The following is a 16,011-nucleotide window of genomic DNA, read 5'->3' on the forward strand; positions in this document are numbered from 1 at the left end:
TATGACCGCCACAATCCTCACCGACCTCGCCTTGCGATTGCCCGAAACCGAGTATCTGACTCAAGTCAAAATCGATGAGCTAAGCCAGTTCAGCATTTTCTTGCTGGTGAAAGAAGGTTTCAGGCGACAAGACGTCCGTGCCATGGTCTCGGCCTCCAAGCTCTACGCATCGTTGAAGGTCATCGAGCGGATCGTGGGCAAGCCGAGGCATAAAAAATCGGCAAGAATTATGAGGGGGCCTTTCGACTCAATGCTTTCCAAATTGTTTCTTATTCCCCTCACTCTGGTAGATAACCCAGTTGGATTTAGAGTAACCGAAGACTACCTAGGACGAGTCGAGTTTGGGATCTACTAGTAGGCCTTTCTATGCTTTTGTTGGTGCTAGCGATAGTGTTGTGGAAGCATCGTGTCGACGGTGCCCTCTCTCTACCCTTCCCCACTTGATCACTCTGAGGCTGCGATTGCATTCCAGCCAAAAATCACTTCCTACTGCGCCGTAGTTTTCGACTGTTATCGTGGCCTCACAATTAAAGGGGCCTGAATGATCAGGCAGTTGACCACTCTTTAGGTTGTCGCACTCATCGCAGGCTGTGCAAACCAAAAGACTGAATCATCAAAGCCAACATCCGCGTTCGACGGAAGACGAAATCTTTCACCTTCTCAACTCAGGAACAATACTCTTGGACGAACCAAGCAGCATAGAAAAAACAAATCAAAATATATAGAAACGATAGCACCCAATAATGACTCGCATAAAACGATGCTGACAACACTGGGTAGCAAAGGCGCGAGAGCAAAACCCACCCACACCCGTCGATTAAACATCGTACACGGCTTCTAATTCACACCTTGCTGCTTTTCTGGCAGCTCTGATCCGTCCTGGTATACACGCACAGAAAATTCTTTATCTATCTTCAACTTGAAAACTATTCGATGGGAATGCGGATTTCGGTGAACGTGACCGAGCGTTTCGCTAATACGTGACCGGTGCTTCCACCCCGGTTGCGCGGGTTCTGGATTGTAATCGCATCGGTCACGATGCGGCTTGTTCCTCGGCTTTTTTTCGGCGCAGCGACTCGCCTTTCATCGTCAGTCGGTAGGCGTTGTGCACCAGGCGGTCGAGGATGGCATCGGCCAGGGTCGGGTCGTTGATCCAGCCGTGCCAGTGCTCGATGGGCAGTTGGCTCGTCAGGATGGTGGAGCGGCTGCCAGCGCGGTCGTCGATCACCTCCAGCAGGTCATGCCGGGCTCCTTCCTCCAGCGGGGCTAGCGCCCAGTCGTCCAGCACCAGGACGTCGACCTTTGCCAGCTGTTGCAGGGTACGGCCGAAGCTGCCGTCGCCATGAGCGATGCGCAGTTGTTCCAGCAGGCGCGGGGTGCGCAGGTACAGGGTGCTATAGCCCTGGCGGCAGGCCTGGTTGCCCAGGGCGCAGGCCAGCCAGGTTTTGCCGGCACCGGTCGGGCCGGTCAGCAGCAGGTTGTGCTGCTGGCGGATCCAGTCGCCACTGGCCAGGGTGGCGATCAGACGCTCGTCCAGGGCGCGTCCGGTGCGGCGGTCGAGATCTTCCAGGCAGGCGTTGGCGTACTTGAGCTTGGCCTTCTTGCGCAGCCGTACCAGGCGCTGGTTGTCACGCCAGGCCAGTTCGCGGTCGAGCAGTAGGCCGAGGCGTTCATCGAAGCTCAGGCTGTGGCTGGCCGGCAGCGTCCATTGCTCTTCCAGGGCGCGGGCCATGCCGTCCAGGCGTAGCTGGTGCAGTTGATTCAGGGTGTGTTGCGGCATCATCGAACAGCTCCTGTTGCGGGGGTTGGTAGTAGTCGGCGCCACGGACGTTCTCGTGGTCGCCGGGTAAGGTCGTTTCGGCGGCACGCTGGGGCAGCGGCTGTTGATCCAGGCCTTGCTGGAGCAGGTTGCGCACGCTGCGCCCGGTGAAGGCGCGCAGGTGTACGGCACGTTCGGCAGCGGCTTCCAGGCGTGCATTGCCATAGCGCCGGGCCAGCGAGAGCAGGCCGAGGCAGGCGCGGTAGCCCATCTCCGGGTGCGGCTTGTGGGTCAGTTGGTGATCGATCAGTTGGCGCGTGTAGGGGCCGATCCGCGCGCCCCAGTCGAGCAGGCGTTGTGGCGTCCATTCGCGATGCGCCTGGTGCGCCGCGGGCATGTGCTCGCGCTGGGTACTGTAAGCGCCGCGTCGCCCCAGCAGCAGGTGGCTGGCCACCCGCCGGTTGCCATGCAGCACTTCCAGGGTGTGTGCCGTCAGTCGCACGTCCACGTTCTGCCGGGCCAGGGCGGAGGGCACGCTGTAGAAGCTGCCATTGACCTCGATGTGGTAGTCGATGCTGACCTTGCAGCGCTTGAAGGTGGCGACCTCGTAGGGATGCACCGGCAGCGCTCGCAAGGCCGGGCGATCCAGGCGCTCGAACCAGTCGCGCCGGCAGCCATCGAGCCGCTTGAACGGGCGCCGATTCAGATCCTCCAGCAGCTCGGCGATGGCCTGGTTAAGCGCATGCAGGCTGAAGAACTGCCGATGGCGCAGCCGCGCCATGATCCAGCGCTCGACCACCTGCACCGCCACCTCGGCCTTGGCCTTGTCCTGAGGCTTGCGTGGCCGTGCCGGCAGGATCACCGTCTGGTAATGACGCGCGCACTCCAGCGTGGCCCGGTTCAGGCCCGGCTCGTAGCGATCCGGCTGGGCGACCAGGGCGCGCGGATTGTCCGGCACAACCATTTCCGGCACGCCGCCAAAGTAGGTCAGAGCCTGGCCCAGCGAGGTCAGCCAGTCCACCTGGGTTTCGCCTGGCGTCGCGCAGGCATAGGTGTAATTCGAGGCGCCCAGGGCGGCGACGAAGATGTGCGCCCGGCGCACTTCGCCGGTGGCCGGGTCGACCACCGGCAGCGTCGGCCCGGCATAGTCGATGAATAGCTTCTCGCCCGCACGGTGCAGCTGACGCATCGAACGTTTGAGCGTCTGGGCGTAGCGCCGGTAGTGCTCGACGAACTGGGTGTAGCGGTAGGTCGGCTGGCCCGCATGCGCGGCGAGATATTCCTCCCACAGCAGCTGCAAGGTCACGCCCTTGCGTCGCAACTCGCGGTGGATGCTCAGCACATCGGGCAGCACTCGCTCACCGCGCGGCTTGTTCGTCGACGTCGGTGCAAACAAGGCGGCCGCCAGCGCGGCCTCGTCCATGGCCACCAGCGCCGGCCAGTCCAGCCCGGCCACCCGCGCCGCCGCGATGTACTTGCTAACCACGCCCTTGGACAGCTGCAAGGCACGGGCAATCTTCTCGTGGGACAAGCCGGCCTCAAACTTGAGGCGCAGACATTCTTTGATGTTTCGCATGGCTACTCGCGGCGCCGCCATCTTCCTCTCCCGAAATCGGTCGAGGATGGCGGCGCATCAGGTCATGCGCAACGAAGGGGAAGGCTTTCGCTAAGTCGTGACCGGCGATTTCGGTAAGCCGTGACCACCTGTTTCGGAACAGGCGGAAAATCGGTCACGTTGCTACCGAAATGAGCGGTCACGCGTTAGCGAAATGACCGGTCACGATCAACCGAAACGGCCGGTCACGGTGCTCCGAAATCCGCAATGGGAACATTCGCAGGCTGCAAAAGCTCCTTTTTCCATAGCGATAGCTCTATATTTAAACACAACCTCTTTGTTTTCAATCTGATACTCCGGTGCCTGTGCAGAAAAAGCACAATTCATAACAGTATTCAAACTAATTTTCTGTATGCCCGCCCTCCACTCAGAAGTAAAGTAAGACTGATCTGAATTATCGCCGGTGCATTGATGATCTATAAACTCAAAATCCCCCGCCATGTCAGCATAAACCAAGCCCTGCTGGACCATGCCAAGGACTATTCCGATGCTCAAAAACATTCGAGAAATCATTATTTTTCTCCACTTTTTTTGCCGCGCCAAACTCTACAAGTTGCTCTTTTGGGCTAAAACTAAATTGCCCCTCCCTGATGAAATACTCACCTCTCATGACAATCAAGCGTCCACATCGAATAGCAAATCTCCTAAGCCCAAAATACTTTAGGTAAGGTGGAAGCAAACCAAGCAGTTAGAAATAACGCTTAACAAGAAAAAATTAGCCGAAGTCAAGGTGTCCATATTCCATAGAACGTGGACACCTGCCGTTTTGGACTTGAGAAAAGGTCAAAGTTCAACAATCACCTGTCACTGGTAGCGTTTGAAAAGAGTTATGCAATGAGTTTGCAAGGTGTCTAGAGAATCCGGGGCGATTCATAACTTGCCACCGGTCATGCTGGCTTCATGGGTACCGGCTTAGTGGCACATTTGTAGTCGAGACAAGGAAAGACGCTGCGTCCGGGGACGCATGAATCCAAGCTTAGGCTAGTGCGCAATTTCAATGCTTCGTCCTCTGAGACGACTTTGGCATAGCACAAATAGCAGTTGATTCTATGGCTGTTGCTCTCAAGGTCGCGATAGGCCCTTCGAGTCAGGTGTCAGCTGACTACCTATGAAAGGGGCTTACCGTGCACCCGGATGACATCTTGTCGGCTTCGCCGAATATCGCCCTGGGCCAGATAACCCGCCCAGCAAGACAACGGAATGGTCTGGAGCGTTGAAGCGAAAAATATAGTAGCCAAGGCCGCACTAGGGGGAGCGCCTGATAGCGTCATAGAACTGAACAAAGAAGCGGTCGCAATAATCGATACATACAGCCGTTACACCCGCTGTATGTCTGGCGATTTTTCGCCGATGCAGTTTTGACGGTTGTCCAACATCGCAAGCATTGCTACTTCGTGGTTTTTTTGGCGATAAGTAATGCAGGTCCAGTTGAATAGTAGCTATGTATTAGACGACACAGCATCCGGGAGGGATTGGCTTGATGTTTTGAATGTGGGGCTTATAGAGCGGTTACCTTCTTTGTAGTCTTGCTCTATTGGGGTTATTACGTCTCCCGCGCGCTGCTTGATAAAGGCGTACTTCAGCCGCACTCCTTGGCAAAGTACGCAGCGACTTTTTAATATGTCTCGCTCTTTCGTGACACGTTCGAGTTCCGGCTGATCATCGTCCTGCTGCCGTTCTTCTTAAGGTTTGCTGTAGCGCTTTATCCAGGCACAGAGGCTGCGCAGCTAAAATTAACCCACGGCCCTATAGGCTTACATACGATTCAGAGAGCTTCCAACCAGAGGAATACGCTGCCCGGTCTCCAGCATCTCTACGGCATCGAGTTGCTCTTCAATTTGTAGAAAACGCATAGCAACCACCGAGGACATTTTTTCAGAAACCTCATCGATATAACGGTTCAAAAGTATTTGCCGTTTTATCTGCAGTGTCTTGTACATCTTGATCATCTTAGAGGCATCCTCATTGGTGACCACTCCGGAGCCATAGGCTCGCCCATACTCAAGCAACAGCTGGAACGTCTCCCTATTCAAACCATCCATTTCATTGCGATAGAGGGCATAGATTGGCCAAAAGGTTTCGGCCTGCTGGCTATCGAGTCCCATGTTGGCTCCCACCACACGTTTGCGTTTGTAATTGATCGTCTCGATCTGGTTGCTGATTTTCTCCTTGTGATCGCTCATCACCTGTTCCACTGAAGGCAGTGGTTCCTCGGCATGGGCGGCAAGGCCGAAGCCAGCGGCGAAAAGAGCAGCACACAATAGGCGCCTGGACATGGAGTAATTCCTCTTACATTGAGTTGAAAATAATGCGCGCTTACTGCGCGGGTTCCTTGAGCGGAATCTTCGGTGCCCACTGGAGCCATTGTTCGTCGACAGCATCGAACAGGGCGAAGGTCTGCCCCGGTTTGGCCGCTTCGCCCATTTGTCCGTTGTCTGGCGTGGCGAACGCGATGCCGCCGGCGACCATGGCTTCCAGCGACTCGGTGCGCACCGAAACGCCCTTGAACAAACCGGCCTCGATACCGACGCCGCTGGCATTCCAGAAGCGGCTGCCGGTACGCACCAGCGGCATGTAGCGCGGCTCGATGAGGATACTGATCAGCACCCGGTCCGCCTGTTGGCCCAGGTTCAGGTCGATGACCTTGCCCACTGGTATCTTGCGATAGGTCACCGGGCTGCCGAGCTTGATCGAGCCCTTGTCTGGAGCGCTCAGGGTAAGCCGCAGGCCGTTGCTGCTCCCGAGCAGGTTCGGCGCCTCGGCCAGGGTCTGGAAGCGCGTCTGACGCTCGCCCGGGCGATTGCTGGCCAGGGCCTCGATGTAGGGACCACTGACCAGGGTGCCGAGATTTTCCGTGCGTAACAGTCCCAGTGCCGGCCTTACGACCCAGAAGCGCGTGCCGCTGCGGGCGAACTGCTCGCCATTGGCCCCCAGGCGCGCCTTGAGCAACACCCCGGACAGGTCACTCTTCAAGTCGATGCCTTCAACCTTGCCGATCACCAATCCCTTGAACCGAATCGGCGTTCCTTCGCGCAGACCCTCGGCGTCTTCGACGCTCAGCTGGATCTCCACGCCCCGGGCCATGGCCGCCTCCTCGCTATCATAGAGGGCGAAGCGGCGATCCTTTCCCGAGGACGGCGCCTTGGGGTCCAGGGTGTCGAAGGAAATACCGCCATTGATCAAGGTCTGCAGCGACTCGCTCTTGACCTTGACCCCGGTGAAGTCGCCGCTCAGGGTCACGCCGCTGGCGTTCCAGAAGCGCGTGGAACTGTTCACCAGGCGCGCATGCTCGGGTTCGATGTGCACGCCGATCATCACTTGCTGGTTGTCCGCCGACAGCTGGTAGCTCTGCACGCTACCGACACGGATCTGCCGGTAGAGCACCGGCGCCCCGACCTCCAGCGAACCGCGCCGGTCACTGGTCAGCACCAGGTGCAGGCCCGGTACGTTCGTGTCCATGGGCGGCGCCTTGGGGCGGGCGCTGAATTCCCGGCGCGGCACCCCGCTCTTGGCAAAACGCACGGCGATGTAGTTGCCCTTGACCAGGGCATCCAGGCCAGTGATCCCGGCCAGCGAGATATTCGGCTTCACGGTCCAGAACTCGGTGCCCTCCAGCAGCAGGGCCTCGACCCGCGGGTCCATCGCCAGCTCGGCGGTGGCACCACTGAAGTCCTGGTTCATGTCGACGGTCTTGACCAGGCCGACCTGTACGCCGTTGTATATCACCGGCGTCTGCCCGGGCTGGATGTCACTGAGGTCCTTCATCTTCAGCTTCACCCGCAAACCAACCTGGGCCGCGTCGTAGTCCTCATACAGACGGAACGGCTTGGTCGGGTCGGTGGGCGGGCTGTCGCGATAGTTATCTGGAGTGGCGAAGGCAATACCGCCTGCGGCCAGGGTCAGCAGCGATTCGCTGCGCACCTTGAAGCCCGACAGGCCGCCGGAAATCGAAATGCCGCTGGCGTTCCAAAAACGCGTTTTCTTGCGTACCAGGTCGGCATAGGCCGGCTCGATGTGCACCTTGATTTCGATGGTGCGCTGGTCCTCACCAAGCTGAAAGCTCTTCACCTGGCCCACCAGGATCTGCTTGTAGAACACCGGGCTGCCCTGCTCCAGGGAACCCAGCCGGTCGGCCTTGAGGGTGATGTGCAGGCCAGGAACCTTCTCTGACATCGATGGAGGCTCCTTCAGGGCGGTATACGCCCTCACCCCTTGGTCACCCTTTTCGCTCTTTGCCGGGTCCACCGCGATGTAAACCCCGGAGACCAGGGTTTCCAGCCCGGTCACCCCCGCCAGAGACACCCGCGGTTTGACCAGCCAGAAATGGGTATCTTCATTCAGGTACTTCTGGGTGTCCTTGCTCAACTCGATGGAGGCGACCACTCCCTTGATGTCCTCGCTGACGCTCAAGTCCACCACCTTGCCGACCGAAATGCCCTTGTACAGCACCTCGGTCTTCTTAGCCTGGATGCCGTCGCCGCTCTCGAAGCGGACCTGGATGACCGGGCCGGCCTCGTCATAGGCGCGCCAGGCCAGCCAGGCGCCAATGACCAGGGCTAGCAATGGCAGGATCCAGATCGCCGACCAGTTGCTGGTCTGGTGTTTTTTCGGAGCAGGCAAGTCACTCATTTTCATTGTCCAAGTTAGTGTTGTCCCATATCAGCCGGGGGTCGAAAGTCACTGCTGCCAGCATGGTCAGCACCACTACGCTGGCAAAGGCGGCAGCGCCAAGGTTGGCCTCGATGCGCGCTAGGCTGCCAAAGTTCACCAGCGCCACCAGGATGGCGATGACGAAGATGTCGAGCATCGACCAGCGCCCTACCCACTCGATGAAGCGATACATGATGATCCGCTGGCGAGCGGACATCGGCTGGTGGCGCTGCACCGAATAAAGCAGCAGCGCGATACCCACCAGCTTGAAGGTCGGCACAACGATGCTCGCCACAAAGACCACCAGGGCGATGGGGGTCATCCCCAACTGCAGCAGGCTAACCACGCCGCTCATGATGGTGGCCGGCGCGCCCTTGCCGAAGACGCTGACGGTCATGATCGGCAACAGGTTGGCGGGGATGTACAAAATCATCGCCGTGATCAGCAAGGCCCAAGTGCGCCTGATGCTGTTCGGGCGGCGCGCATGCAATACCGCACTGCAGCGACTGCAGCGCGGTGATTGCTCCTGGCTGGCCGGGTTGAGTTGATGACATTCACCGCAGACCCAAATACCTGCATCAATTGCCCGCATCGTTACCATCCTCAAGTGATGCTCGCTGAATTGACCTCGGCAGCATCAACCGCTTGTTCAGAGCCGGTCCTGGCGTTGTGCCAATTGCGGGTCCTGGTTGTTCTTCCAGCCACCGCCCAGGGAGCGGAACAGGTCCACCAGGGCGATCTGCCGTTGAGTGCTGACTTCGATGAACGCCGTCTCGTTGGCGAAGTTGTTGCGCTGGGCGTCCAGGTAACGCAGATGGCTGTCGATGCCGCCTTCATAACGAGCCTTGGCCAACTTCAGCGATTCGTTGCTGGTGTTGGCCAGGGCCCGGCGTGCCTGCTCCTCGCGGCGCAGGGTATCGGTGGCCGCCAAGGCATCGGCCACTTCACGGAACGCGTTCTGGATCGTGCCCTCGTAGGCCGCCACCGCCGAATCCTTGCGCGCCTCGGCCAGGCTCAGCCCGGCGCGGTTGCGTCCGCCATCGAAGATCGGCAGCGACAGGGTCGGGATGAAGCTCCAGGAGCGCGAGCCGCCATCGAACAGGCCAGACATTTGTGCGCTGGACGTGCCGAAGCTGCCGGTCAAGGTGATCCGCGGGAAGAACGCTGCCCGCGCAGCGCCGATATCGGCATTGCGCGCTTGCAGGCGGTGTTCGGCGGCCAGGATGTCCGGACGGCGCTCGATCAGCGACGACGGCGAGCCCGCGGCGATGTCTTGCACCAGTAGCGGCTGCTCCGACAGCTTCTCGGGAATCGCCTTGGCCGCATCGGCGGTGCCCAGCAACAGCACCAGGGCATTGAACGCCTGTTGCTTCTGGCGCAGGGCGGCCTCCTCGTCGGCCCGGGACTGTTCCACCAGGCCCAGGGCTTCCTGGTAGTCCAGTGCGGTGGCGTTACCCACCGCACGGTGCTGGCTGATCAGGGCGAAGGAGTATTCGCGGCTGACCAGGGTCTGCTGGGTCAGGGCCAGGCGGCGCTGGGCGCCGTCATGGGTCAGGTAGGCCTGGGTGACCTCGGCGATCAGCGCGATGCGTGCCGAGCGCCCCGCCTCCTCGGTGGCCAGGTATTGCTGCAAGGCCGCATCGCTGAGGCTCTTGACCCGGCCGAACAGGTCGACTTCGTATTCTGGCAACGACAGGCCGACCTGGTAGGTGCTGGCCACGCCGGCCCGGCCACTGCTGGAGAGGTCCGACGGCAGGTGCTGGCGGTTACCCGAGGCCCCGGCGTTCAACCCAGGGATCCGGTCCGCCCGCTGGATGCGGTACTGTGCCCGGGCCTGCTCGATGTCCAGCAGGGTCTGGCGCAGCGAACGGTTGTTGTCCAGGGCGGTACCGACCAGCTTGCGCAACTGCGGATCGACAATGAAGCTCTGCCAATCCAGCTCGCTGGCCTGCCGCCCCTGCTGGGCGGACGCGCCGCTCCAGCTATCGGCGACCGGCGCCGCCGGGCGCTCGTAGGTCGGAGCCATGGAGCAGCCCCCCAGGGCCAGGGTGATCAGCAGCGCCGATGTAGTAAAGGTACGCATGCTGATCACTCCTGGGTCAGGGCTGGTTGTTCGGTGGCAGGCCGTTTGGTACGCAGCAACGACAGCAACCAGACGAAGCAGATCGGCACGAAAATCACCCCCAGCAACGTGGCGCTAAGCATCCCGCCGATCACGCCGGTACCGATGGCGCGCTGGCTGGCCGCACCGGCACCGGTGGCGATGGCCAGGGGCACCACGCCGAGGATGAAGGCCATGGACGTCATGATGATCGGACGGAAGCGCAGGCGAGCGGCCTCGATGGCGGCATCACGCAGGCTATAGCCCTTCTCCCACAGTTCCTTGGCGAACTCGACGATGAGGATCGCGTTCTTCGCCGACAGGCCGATGATGGTGATCAGGCCGACCTTGAAGTACACGTCGTTGGGCATGCCCACGACCATTACCGCCAGTACCGCACCCACCGCGCCGATCGGTACGATCAGCATCACCGACAGCGGGATCGACCAGCTCTCGTAGAGGGCCACCAGCAACAGGAACACCACCAGGATCGCCAGGGCGAACAGGCCCGATGCCTGGCCGGCAGAAACCTTCTCCTGGTAGGACAGGCCGGTCCACTCGTAGCCGATGCCCTTGGGCAGTTGCGATGCCAGTTGCTCCAGCTCGGCCATGGCCTGGCCGGTGCTGTAGCCCGGGCCTGCGTCACCGACGATACGGATCGACGGATAGCCGTTGTAGCGCACCAGTTGCACCGGCCCCTCCTCCCACTTGCTGGTCACGAAGGCACTGAGGGGGACCTGGTCGCCCTTGTTGTTGGGCACATAGAGTTTGAGCACGCTTTCCGGGGTCATCCGCGCGCCCTGCTCGGCCTGGATCACAACCCGTTGCTGGCGACCAGCGTTGGTGAAGTCGTTGATCACATTGGAACCGAAGGCCGAGGACAGGGTGGAGCTAATGCTCTCGAAGTTGACGCCTTGGGCCCGGGCTTTTTCGCGGTCGATCACCAGGCGCAACTGCGGGGCCTCGGCCAAGCCTTCCATCATCCCGTAGAGGAATTTCGGGTTGCCGTTGACTTGGCCCAGCAGCGTATCCCGGGCTTGTAGCAAGGCCTCGCGACCCAAACCACCACGGTCCATCAAGCGCAGGGCGAAACCACCAGAGTTACCCAAGCCATTGATCGGTGGTGGCGAAACCGCCATGACGGTACCGTCGTCGGAGATGGCGAAATGCTCGTTCAGGGCCGCTACTTCAGCCATGGCCGATTGATGCGCATCGCGTTCGGACCAATCCCTAAATGTCGGGAAAGCCAACGCCGCATTATCACCTTGGCCAGAAAAGCTGAAGCCCGAAATCACGAATGCCGAGGAGACGGCCTCACGGGACTTGAGATAGGTTTCCAGCTGTTCACCGGTGGCGTTCGTGCGCGCACGGCTGGCGCCGGGTGGTAGCTGCACATCAACCAACATGTAACCCAGGTCTTCAGTGGGCACAAAAGCTTCCGGTAATCGCAGGTAGCTGTAACCGAGCAGCGCGACAATACCGCCGTAGATCAGCATGAAACGCCCGGCACGTTTGACCAACGCGCCATTGAGTGCTGAGTAGCGCTCCGTAACATGAACAAAACCACGGTTGAAGGCACCGAAGAAACCGCGCTTCTCGTGATGGCCTTCAGGGATCGGCTTGAGCAGCGTGGCGCACAGGGCCGGGGTGAAGGTCAGGGCCAGGAAGCCGGAGAACAGGATCGAGATCGCCAGGGATACCGAGAACTGCTGGTAGATGACACCCACCGAACCGCTCATGAACGCCAGCGGCATGAACACCGCGGACAGCACTAGGGTGATCCCGACGATGGCCCCCGACACCTGCTTCATCGCCTTGATCGTGGCTTCGGTCGGTGACAGGCCCTCCTCGGCCATGATCCGCTCGACGTTCTCCACCACCACGATGGCGTCGTCCACCAGGATGCCGATGGCCAGCACCATGCCGAACATGGTCATCATGTTCACCGAGAAGCCCAGCAGGTACATCACGCCCAGGGTACCGAGCAGACACACTGGCACCACGATGGATGGAATCAGGGTGTAGCGCACGTTCTGCAGGAACAGGAACATCACCAGGAACACCAGGACCATGGCTTCAAGCAGGGTATGGATCACCTTCTCGATGGCCACGTCGACGAAACGCGAGGTGTCGTAGGGTACGGAGTACTGCACATCACTAGGGAAGAACTGTGACAGTTCGGCCAGCCGTTGTTTGACCAACGTCGCCGTCTGAATCGCATTGGCGCCCGGCGATAACTGAATCGCACCACCGACTGCCGGAGTACCATCCAGGCGTGAGGAAATGTTGTAGTTTTCCTGGCCTAACTCCAGACGTGCGACGTCGGCAAGCTTGACCATGGAGCCGTCCTGATTGGCCCGCAGGACAATCTCAGCAAACTCCTGCGGATTGTCCAGAACCCCCTTGACCGCCAAGGTCGCAGTCAATTCCTGGGCACTGTCGCCCGGTGTGCTGCCGAAGGCACCGGCCGGAACCTGCACGTTCTGTCCACGAATGGCGTTGCTCACGTCTTCGATGGACAAGCCATAACCCACCAGCTTCTGCGGATCGATCCAGACCCGCATCGCCGCTTCGGAAGAGAAGAACTGCAACTTGCCGACGCCGGGCAAGCGGCGCAGTTCGTTGTTGATGTTACGTGCGGCGTAATCACCGAGAGCAATGGTATCGCCGCGCTCGGCACCTTCCTTGTAATTCAGGGCGTAGATCAACAGGAAGCCGGCGCTGGTCTGCTCGACCTGCAAGCCCTGGGTGAGTACGGCCTGAGGCATGCGCGCCTCGGCTTTCTTCAGGCGGTTCTGTACATCAACCTGGGCCAGATCAGGATCGGTACCAGGTTCAAATGTAACGACGATTTCGGCGGTACCGTTGGAGTTGTTGGTCGACTCGAAATAGAGCAACCCCTTAGTGCCGTTGAGTGACTCCTCAAGAATGCTGGTCACCGACTCCACCAGTACCTTGGCCGAAGCCCCCGGATACGTGGCTGTAACCGTGATCTGCGGTGGTGCAACGTTAGGGTATTGGGCCACCGGTAACTTGGAGATAACTAGCAACCCGAACAGTGAGATGAACAGCGCGACCACCCAAGCAAAGTTAGGACGCCTGATGAAAAAATTCGACATCGAAAAATCCTCGCGGCAATTACGCCCTTACTTCTGCGGCTCTGAGGGTGTGGCAGCGACACTCTTGGGCTCGACCTTGGCTCCAGGCTGCAGGCCAGCCAAGCCACTAGTGATCACCCGGTCACCGGCTTTCAAGCCATCACGAATCTGCCAGCGTGCTCCCTGCATGACACCGGTCTGCACTTGGCGTGACTGAGCACGGCCGTCGTCGCCCATCAACAACACGAAGGCACTGCCATCCGGGCTACGTTGCACAGCCCGCTGCGGCACTAAAACCGCCTGGCTATCGGTCCCCTGCGGAGTGCTGACACGTACATACATACCTGGCAGCAGATTACCGTCGCGGTTATCAAACTGACCGCGTAGAGTCACTTGCCCCGTACCAGGGTCCACCGCAACATCCGTGAAAAGCAGCTTCCCCCTACGCTCATACGAAGTGCCTTCAATTCTTACAGACAGGCTCTGCTGCGAATCAGTGGCCAAGGTCCCATTCTTGAGGGCTTCACGTAGACGCAACGCATCGGCGGCGGTCTGGGTGAAATCGGCGTAGATCGGATCCAGTTGCTGAATGCGCGCCATCAGGGTCGCTTCGCCCTGGCCAACCAGGGCGCCTTCAGTCACCAGCGCACGTCCCACTCGGCCAGAGATCGGCGCAATGACCGAGGTGTACCCCAGGTTCAGGCGCGCGGTTTCCAGGTCGGCCTGGGCCGAACGGATCGCTGCTTGGGCGCTGAGCAAGTCGGCACTGGCCTTGTCGTAGTCCTGCTGGCTGACCGCTTCGATCTTCACCAGCGTCTCATAGCGTTTGACCCGTGCCTGGGCTTCCTTCATTCCGGCCTGGGCCCGGGCCAGGTCGCCCTCGGCACGGGACACCGCTGCCTTGAGCGGTGCGGGATCGATCTGAAACAACAGATCGCCGGCCTTGACGTCGGCACCTTCCTCGAAGCGCTTCTTCAGCACGATGCCCGCCACCCGTGCCCGCACCTCGGCTACACGCATTGGCTCAACTCGCCCCGGCAATTCCGAAACAAGTGCTAAGGGCTCGCTTACCACCGCCAGCACTTCCACAGGACGCGCCGTTTCCACGACAGGGCTCTGCTCGCTCGCCGGACCACACCCTGCCAATGCGATGGCGACTGCCAATGCCCCTGCCGTTCTTACTGCACGAAAATTGCGCATGACTCACCTAAGGCTTGATTGAAAACGGCCGAGATGGTACTTTTCAATCCGCTTTGAGTCAATATTGATTCATATGATCAAAATAAGATCCAGTCTTCATCCTTCCGGAAACCAATCGGCCCTATGCAAGCATCTGGAAAGTTCACTCAAGAAAGGGCAACTCCCCTGTCCCCACAGGAGGAGCGCCTGTTACGTCTGCTAACCACTGCGATAGTTCATCACCCAAGAGCTTCCATGCTCGAACTGGCACAGCTAGTTGGGGTGAGCAGAGCCACGCTGCATCGCTTCTGTGGCACGCGGGACAACCTTCTGCAAAAACTAGAAGGCCGTGCCAAGGAAGTACTTACGAAGATCATCGGCAATGCTCGTTTGCAGCAAGATGAATTTCTCTCTGCCCTTGAGCGCTTAATCAGTGAGCACTTGGCACACCGCGAACTGCTAGCATTTTTAGTAGCCCAATACCGGCCTGATTTCCTCGATGAAAGCCCTAACGCCGCGCCTTGGAACTTCTACTTGCATGCTTTGGATGTTTTCTTTCTCCGTGGCCAGCAGCAAGGCGTACTACGTATTGATATCACCGCGTCGATTCTTACCGAAATGTTCATCAGTCTGGTGTATGGCATGGTCGACGCTGAGCAACGTGGTCGCGCAGCCAGCGCCAATACCGCCCATATCCTGCCGCAAATATTCCTGTACGGCGCAAGCTCTCAAATTCGAACGGAAACCTAGACCAGGCTCCCTCAGGCCCCATTAAATGCCTAATACCAACCTCAATAATCTCGCCGCCCTGCCCCTGGAGGCATTGGTTGCTTGCCATGAGTGCGATCTGTTGATGCGCCGTGAACCGCTGGAAGCCGGCGAAAAAAGCTGCTGCCCACGTTGCGGCTTCGAACTGGCCGTGCATCACCACCAATGGCAACGCCGCTGTTTCGCATTGGTGCTCACTGCCCTGCTGCTCTACATTCCGGCCAATTTCTTGCCGATCATGCACCTCACTCTGCTCGGCCAAACCCGCAGCGAAACGGTCTGGAGTGGTGTGTTCGGGTTGTTTGAAAGCGGCATGCAAGGGGTCGCAGTAGTGGTGCTGCTCAGCAGCATGGCGATTCCGCTGCTCAAGCTGCTGAGCCAGTTACTGGTGTTGTTGAGCCTGCGGTTCAAGGTGGCGCGCCGCGCCGGCATGTTGCTCTACCGCAGTTATCACCATCTGCGCGAATGGGGAATGCTCGAGGTCTACCTGTTCGGAATTCTGGTATCCATTGTCAAGCTGATCGACATCGCCGATCTGAGCCTGGGCGTCGGCTTGGCCTGCTTCGTCGCTCTGCTGCTGACCCAGATTTGGTTGGAAATGAGTATGCCAGCACACCAAGTTTGGGAAGCGCTGTCAGATGAGTAATCTCATCCCTCAATTTTTCTACTAGGTTTGCTATGAGCTATTTGAAACTCAGTCGGAACATTTCAATTTTATAAACACTCTCCGCGATGCTTCGATCATTGCTTAGAATTTTTATTGCTTGCTTCGCCGTTAGCAACTTTAACCCTGTAATAAGAAGTGCTTCTACTGAAAGGCGAACATATTGACTTGCGTGTG

General features: G+C 59.1%; 12 protein-coding genes and 1 pseudogene. 3 read left to right on the forward strand and 10 right to left on the reverse strand.

What is annotated here, in order from left to right:
* Nucleotide 1 precedes the first annotated feature (1 nt).
* Complete coding sequence (locus BLV47_RS15225) at nucleotides 2-355, forward strand: hypothetical protein (protein WP_092314905.1); 354 nt, start codon at nucleotides 2-4, stop codon at nucleotides 353-355.
* Between the two features lie 678 nt (nucleotides 356-1,033).
* Here the strand turns inward: BLV47_RS15225 and istB are convergent.
* The 10 genes and pseudogenes from istB to BLV47_RS15270 all read right to left on the reverse strand — a co-directional run bounded on the left by istB (nucleotide 1,034) and on the right by BLV47_RS15270 (nucleotide 14,423).
* Nucleotides 1,034-1,783 carry an IS21-like element IS1474 family helper ATPase IstB gene (gene istB / locus BLV47_RS15230; RefSeq protein ID WP_062838242.1) on the reverse strand — a complete coding sequence of 250 codons (750 nt, stop codon included), beginning with the start codon at nucleotides 1,781-1,783 and terminating at the stop codon, nucleotides 1,034-1,036.
* On the reverse strand, nucleotides 1,671-3,356 hold the full coding sequence (gene istA / locus BLV47_RS15235; RefSeq protein WP_062838241.1) for an IS21 family transposase: 1,686 nt from the start codon (nucleotides 3,354-3,356) through the stop codon (nucleotides 1,671-1,673). Before istA ends, istB begins: the two co-directional genes overlap by 113 nt.
* Nucleotides 3,357-3,542: 186 nt before the next feature.
* Entirely contained in the window at nucleotides 3,543-3,887 is a 345-nt protein-coding gene (locus BLV47_RS15240; protein WP_143038277.1) for a hypothetical protein, read from the reverse strand.
* A gap of 1,034 nt (nucleotides 3,888-4,921) precedes the next feature.
* Nucleotides 4,922-5,101, reverse strand: a pseudogene (locus tag BLV47_RS35450) (IS3 family transposase); the annotation flags it as partial.
* 27 nt (nucleotides 5,102-5,128) lie between these two features.
* Complete coding sequence (locus BLV47_RS15245; RefSeq protein ID WP_092314909.1) at nucleotides 5,129-5,650, reverse strand: transcriptional regulator; 522 nt, start codon at nucleotides 5,648-5,650, stop codon at nucleotides 5,129-5,131.
* Between the two features lie 40 nt (nucleotides 5,651-5,690).
* On the reverse strand, nucleotides 5,691-8,003 hold the full coding sequence (locus BLV47_RS15250) for a PqiB family protein (RefSeq protein ID WP_092314911.1): 2,313 nt from the start codon (nucleotides 8,001-8,003) through the stop codon (nucleotides 5,691-5,693).
* Nucleotides 7,996-8,616, reverse strand: a complete 621-nt coding sequence (locus BLV47_RS15255; RefSeq protein WP_092314913.1) for a paraquat-inducible protein A — start codon at nucleotides 8,614-8,616, stop codon at nucleotides 7,996-7,998. The genes BLV47_RS15250 and BLV47_RS15255 overlap by 8 nt, the downstream gene beginning before the upstream one ends.
* 57 nt (nucleotides 8,617-8,673) lie before the next feature.
* Nucleotides 8,674-10,107: an efflux transporter outer membrane subunit gene (locus BLV47_RS15260; RefSeq protein ID WP_092314915.1), complete on the reverse strand. Its 1,434-nt coding sequence runs from the start codon at nucleotides 10,105-10,107 to the stop codon at nucleotides 8,674-8,676.
* A gap of 5 nt (nucleotides 10,108-10,112) precedes the next feature.
* On the reverse strand, nucleotides 10,113-13,244 hold the full coding sequence (locus BLV47_RS15265; RefSeq protein WP_092314917.1) for an efflux RND transporter permease subunit: 3,132 nt from the start codon (nucleotides 13,242-13,244) through the stop codon (nucleotides 10,113-10,115).
* 27 nt (nucleotides 13,245-13,271) lie between these two features.
* Entirely contained in the window at nucleotides 13,272-14,423 is a 1,152-nt protein-coding gene (locus BLV47_RS15270) for a MexC family multidrug efflux RND transporter periplasmic adaptor subunit (protein WP_092314919.1), read from the reverse strand.
* Between the two features lie 123 nt (nucleotides 14,424-14,546).
* Between BLV47_RS15270 and BLV47_RS15275 the strand changes: the two genes are divergently transcribed.
* On the forward strand, nucleotides 14,547-15,152 hold the full coding sequence (locus tag BLV47_RS15275; RefSeq protein ID WP_092314921.1) for a TetR/AcrR family transcriptional regulator: 606 nt from the start codon (nucleotides 14,547-14,549) through the stop codon (nucleotides 15,150-15,152).
* 25 nt (nucleotides 15,153-15,177) lie between these two features.
* The gene (locus BLV47_RS15280; RefSeq protein WP_092314923.1) at nucleotides 15,178-15,816 is read left to right on the forward strand and encodes a paraquat-inducible protein A; all 639 of its coding nucleotides are present in this window, start codon (nucleotides 15,178-15,180) and stop codon (nucleotides 15,814-15,816) included.
* Nucleotides 15,817-16,011: the final 195 nt, after the last annotated feature.

Origin of the sequence: Pseudomonas saponiphila (assembly GCF_900105185.1) — a bacterium.
Classification (GTDB): Bacteria; Pseudomonadota; Gammaproteobacteria; order Pseudomonadales; family Pseudomonadaceae; genus Aquipseudomonas; species Aquipseudomonas saponiphila.

Excerpts from the sequence above, each read along its gene's own strand:
- BLV47_RS15275 (WP_092314921.1), top strand. The coding sequence starts at position 14,547 with ATGCAAGCATCTGGAAAGTTCACTCAAGAAAGGGCAACTCCCCTGTCC.
- BLV47_RS15250 (WP_092314911.1), bottom strand. The coding sequence starts at position 8,003 with ATGAGTGACTTGCCTGCTCCGAAAAAACACCAGACCAGCAACTGGTCG.
- BLV47_RS15240 (WP_143038277.1), bottom strand. The coding sequence starts at position 3,887 with ATGATTTCTCGAATGTTTTTGAGCATCGGAATAGTCCTTGGCATGGTC.
- BLV47_RS15245 (WP_092314909.1), bottom strand. The coding sequence starts at position 5,650 with ATGTCCAGGCGCCTATTGTGTGCTGCTCTTTTCGCCGCTGGCTTCGGC.
- istB (WP_062838242.1), bottom strand. The coding sequence starts at position 1,783 with ATGATGCCGCAACACACCCTGAATCAACTGCACCAGCTACGCCTGGAC.
- istA (WP_062838241.1), bottom strand. The coding sequence starts at position 3,356 with ATGGCGGCGCCGCGAGTAGCCATGCGAAACATCAAAGAATGTCTGCGC.
- BLV47_RS15280 (WP_092314923.1), top strand. The coding sequence starts at position 15,178 with ATGCCTAATACCAACCTCAATAATCTCGCCGCCCTGCCCCTGGAGGCA.
- BLV47_RS15255 (WP_092314913.1), bottom strand. The coding sequence starts at position 8,616 with ATGCGGGCAATTGATGCAGGTATTTGGGTCTGCGGTGAATGTCATCAA.
- BLV47_RS15260 (WP_092314915.1), bottom strand. The coding sequence starts at position 10,107 with ATGCGTACCTTTACTACATCGGCGCTGCTGATCACCCTGGCCCTGGGG.
- BLV47_RS15270 (WP_092314919.1), bottom strand. The coding sequence starts at position 14,423 with ATGCGCAATTTTCGTGCAGTAAGAACGGCAGGGGCATTGGCAGTCGCC.
- BLV47_RS15225 (WP_092314905.1), top strand. The coding sequence starts at position 2 with ATGACCGCCACAATCCTCACCGACCTCGCCTTGCGATTGCCCGAAACC.
- BLV47_RS15265 (WP_092314917.1), bottom strand. The coding sequence starts at position 13,244 with ATGTCGAATTTTTTCATCAGGCGTCCTAACTTTGCTTGGGTGGTCGCG.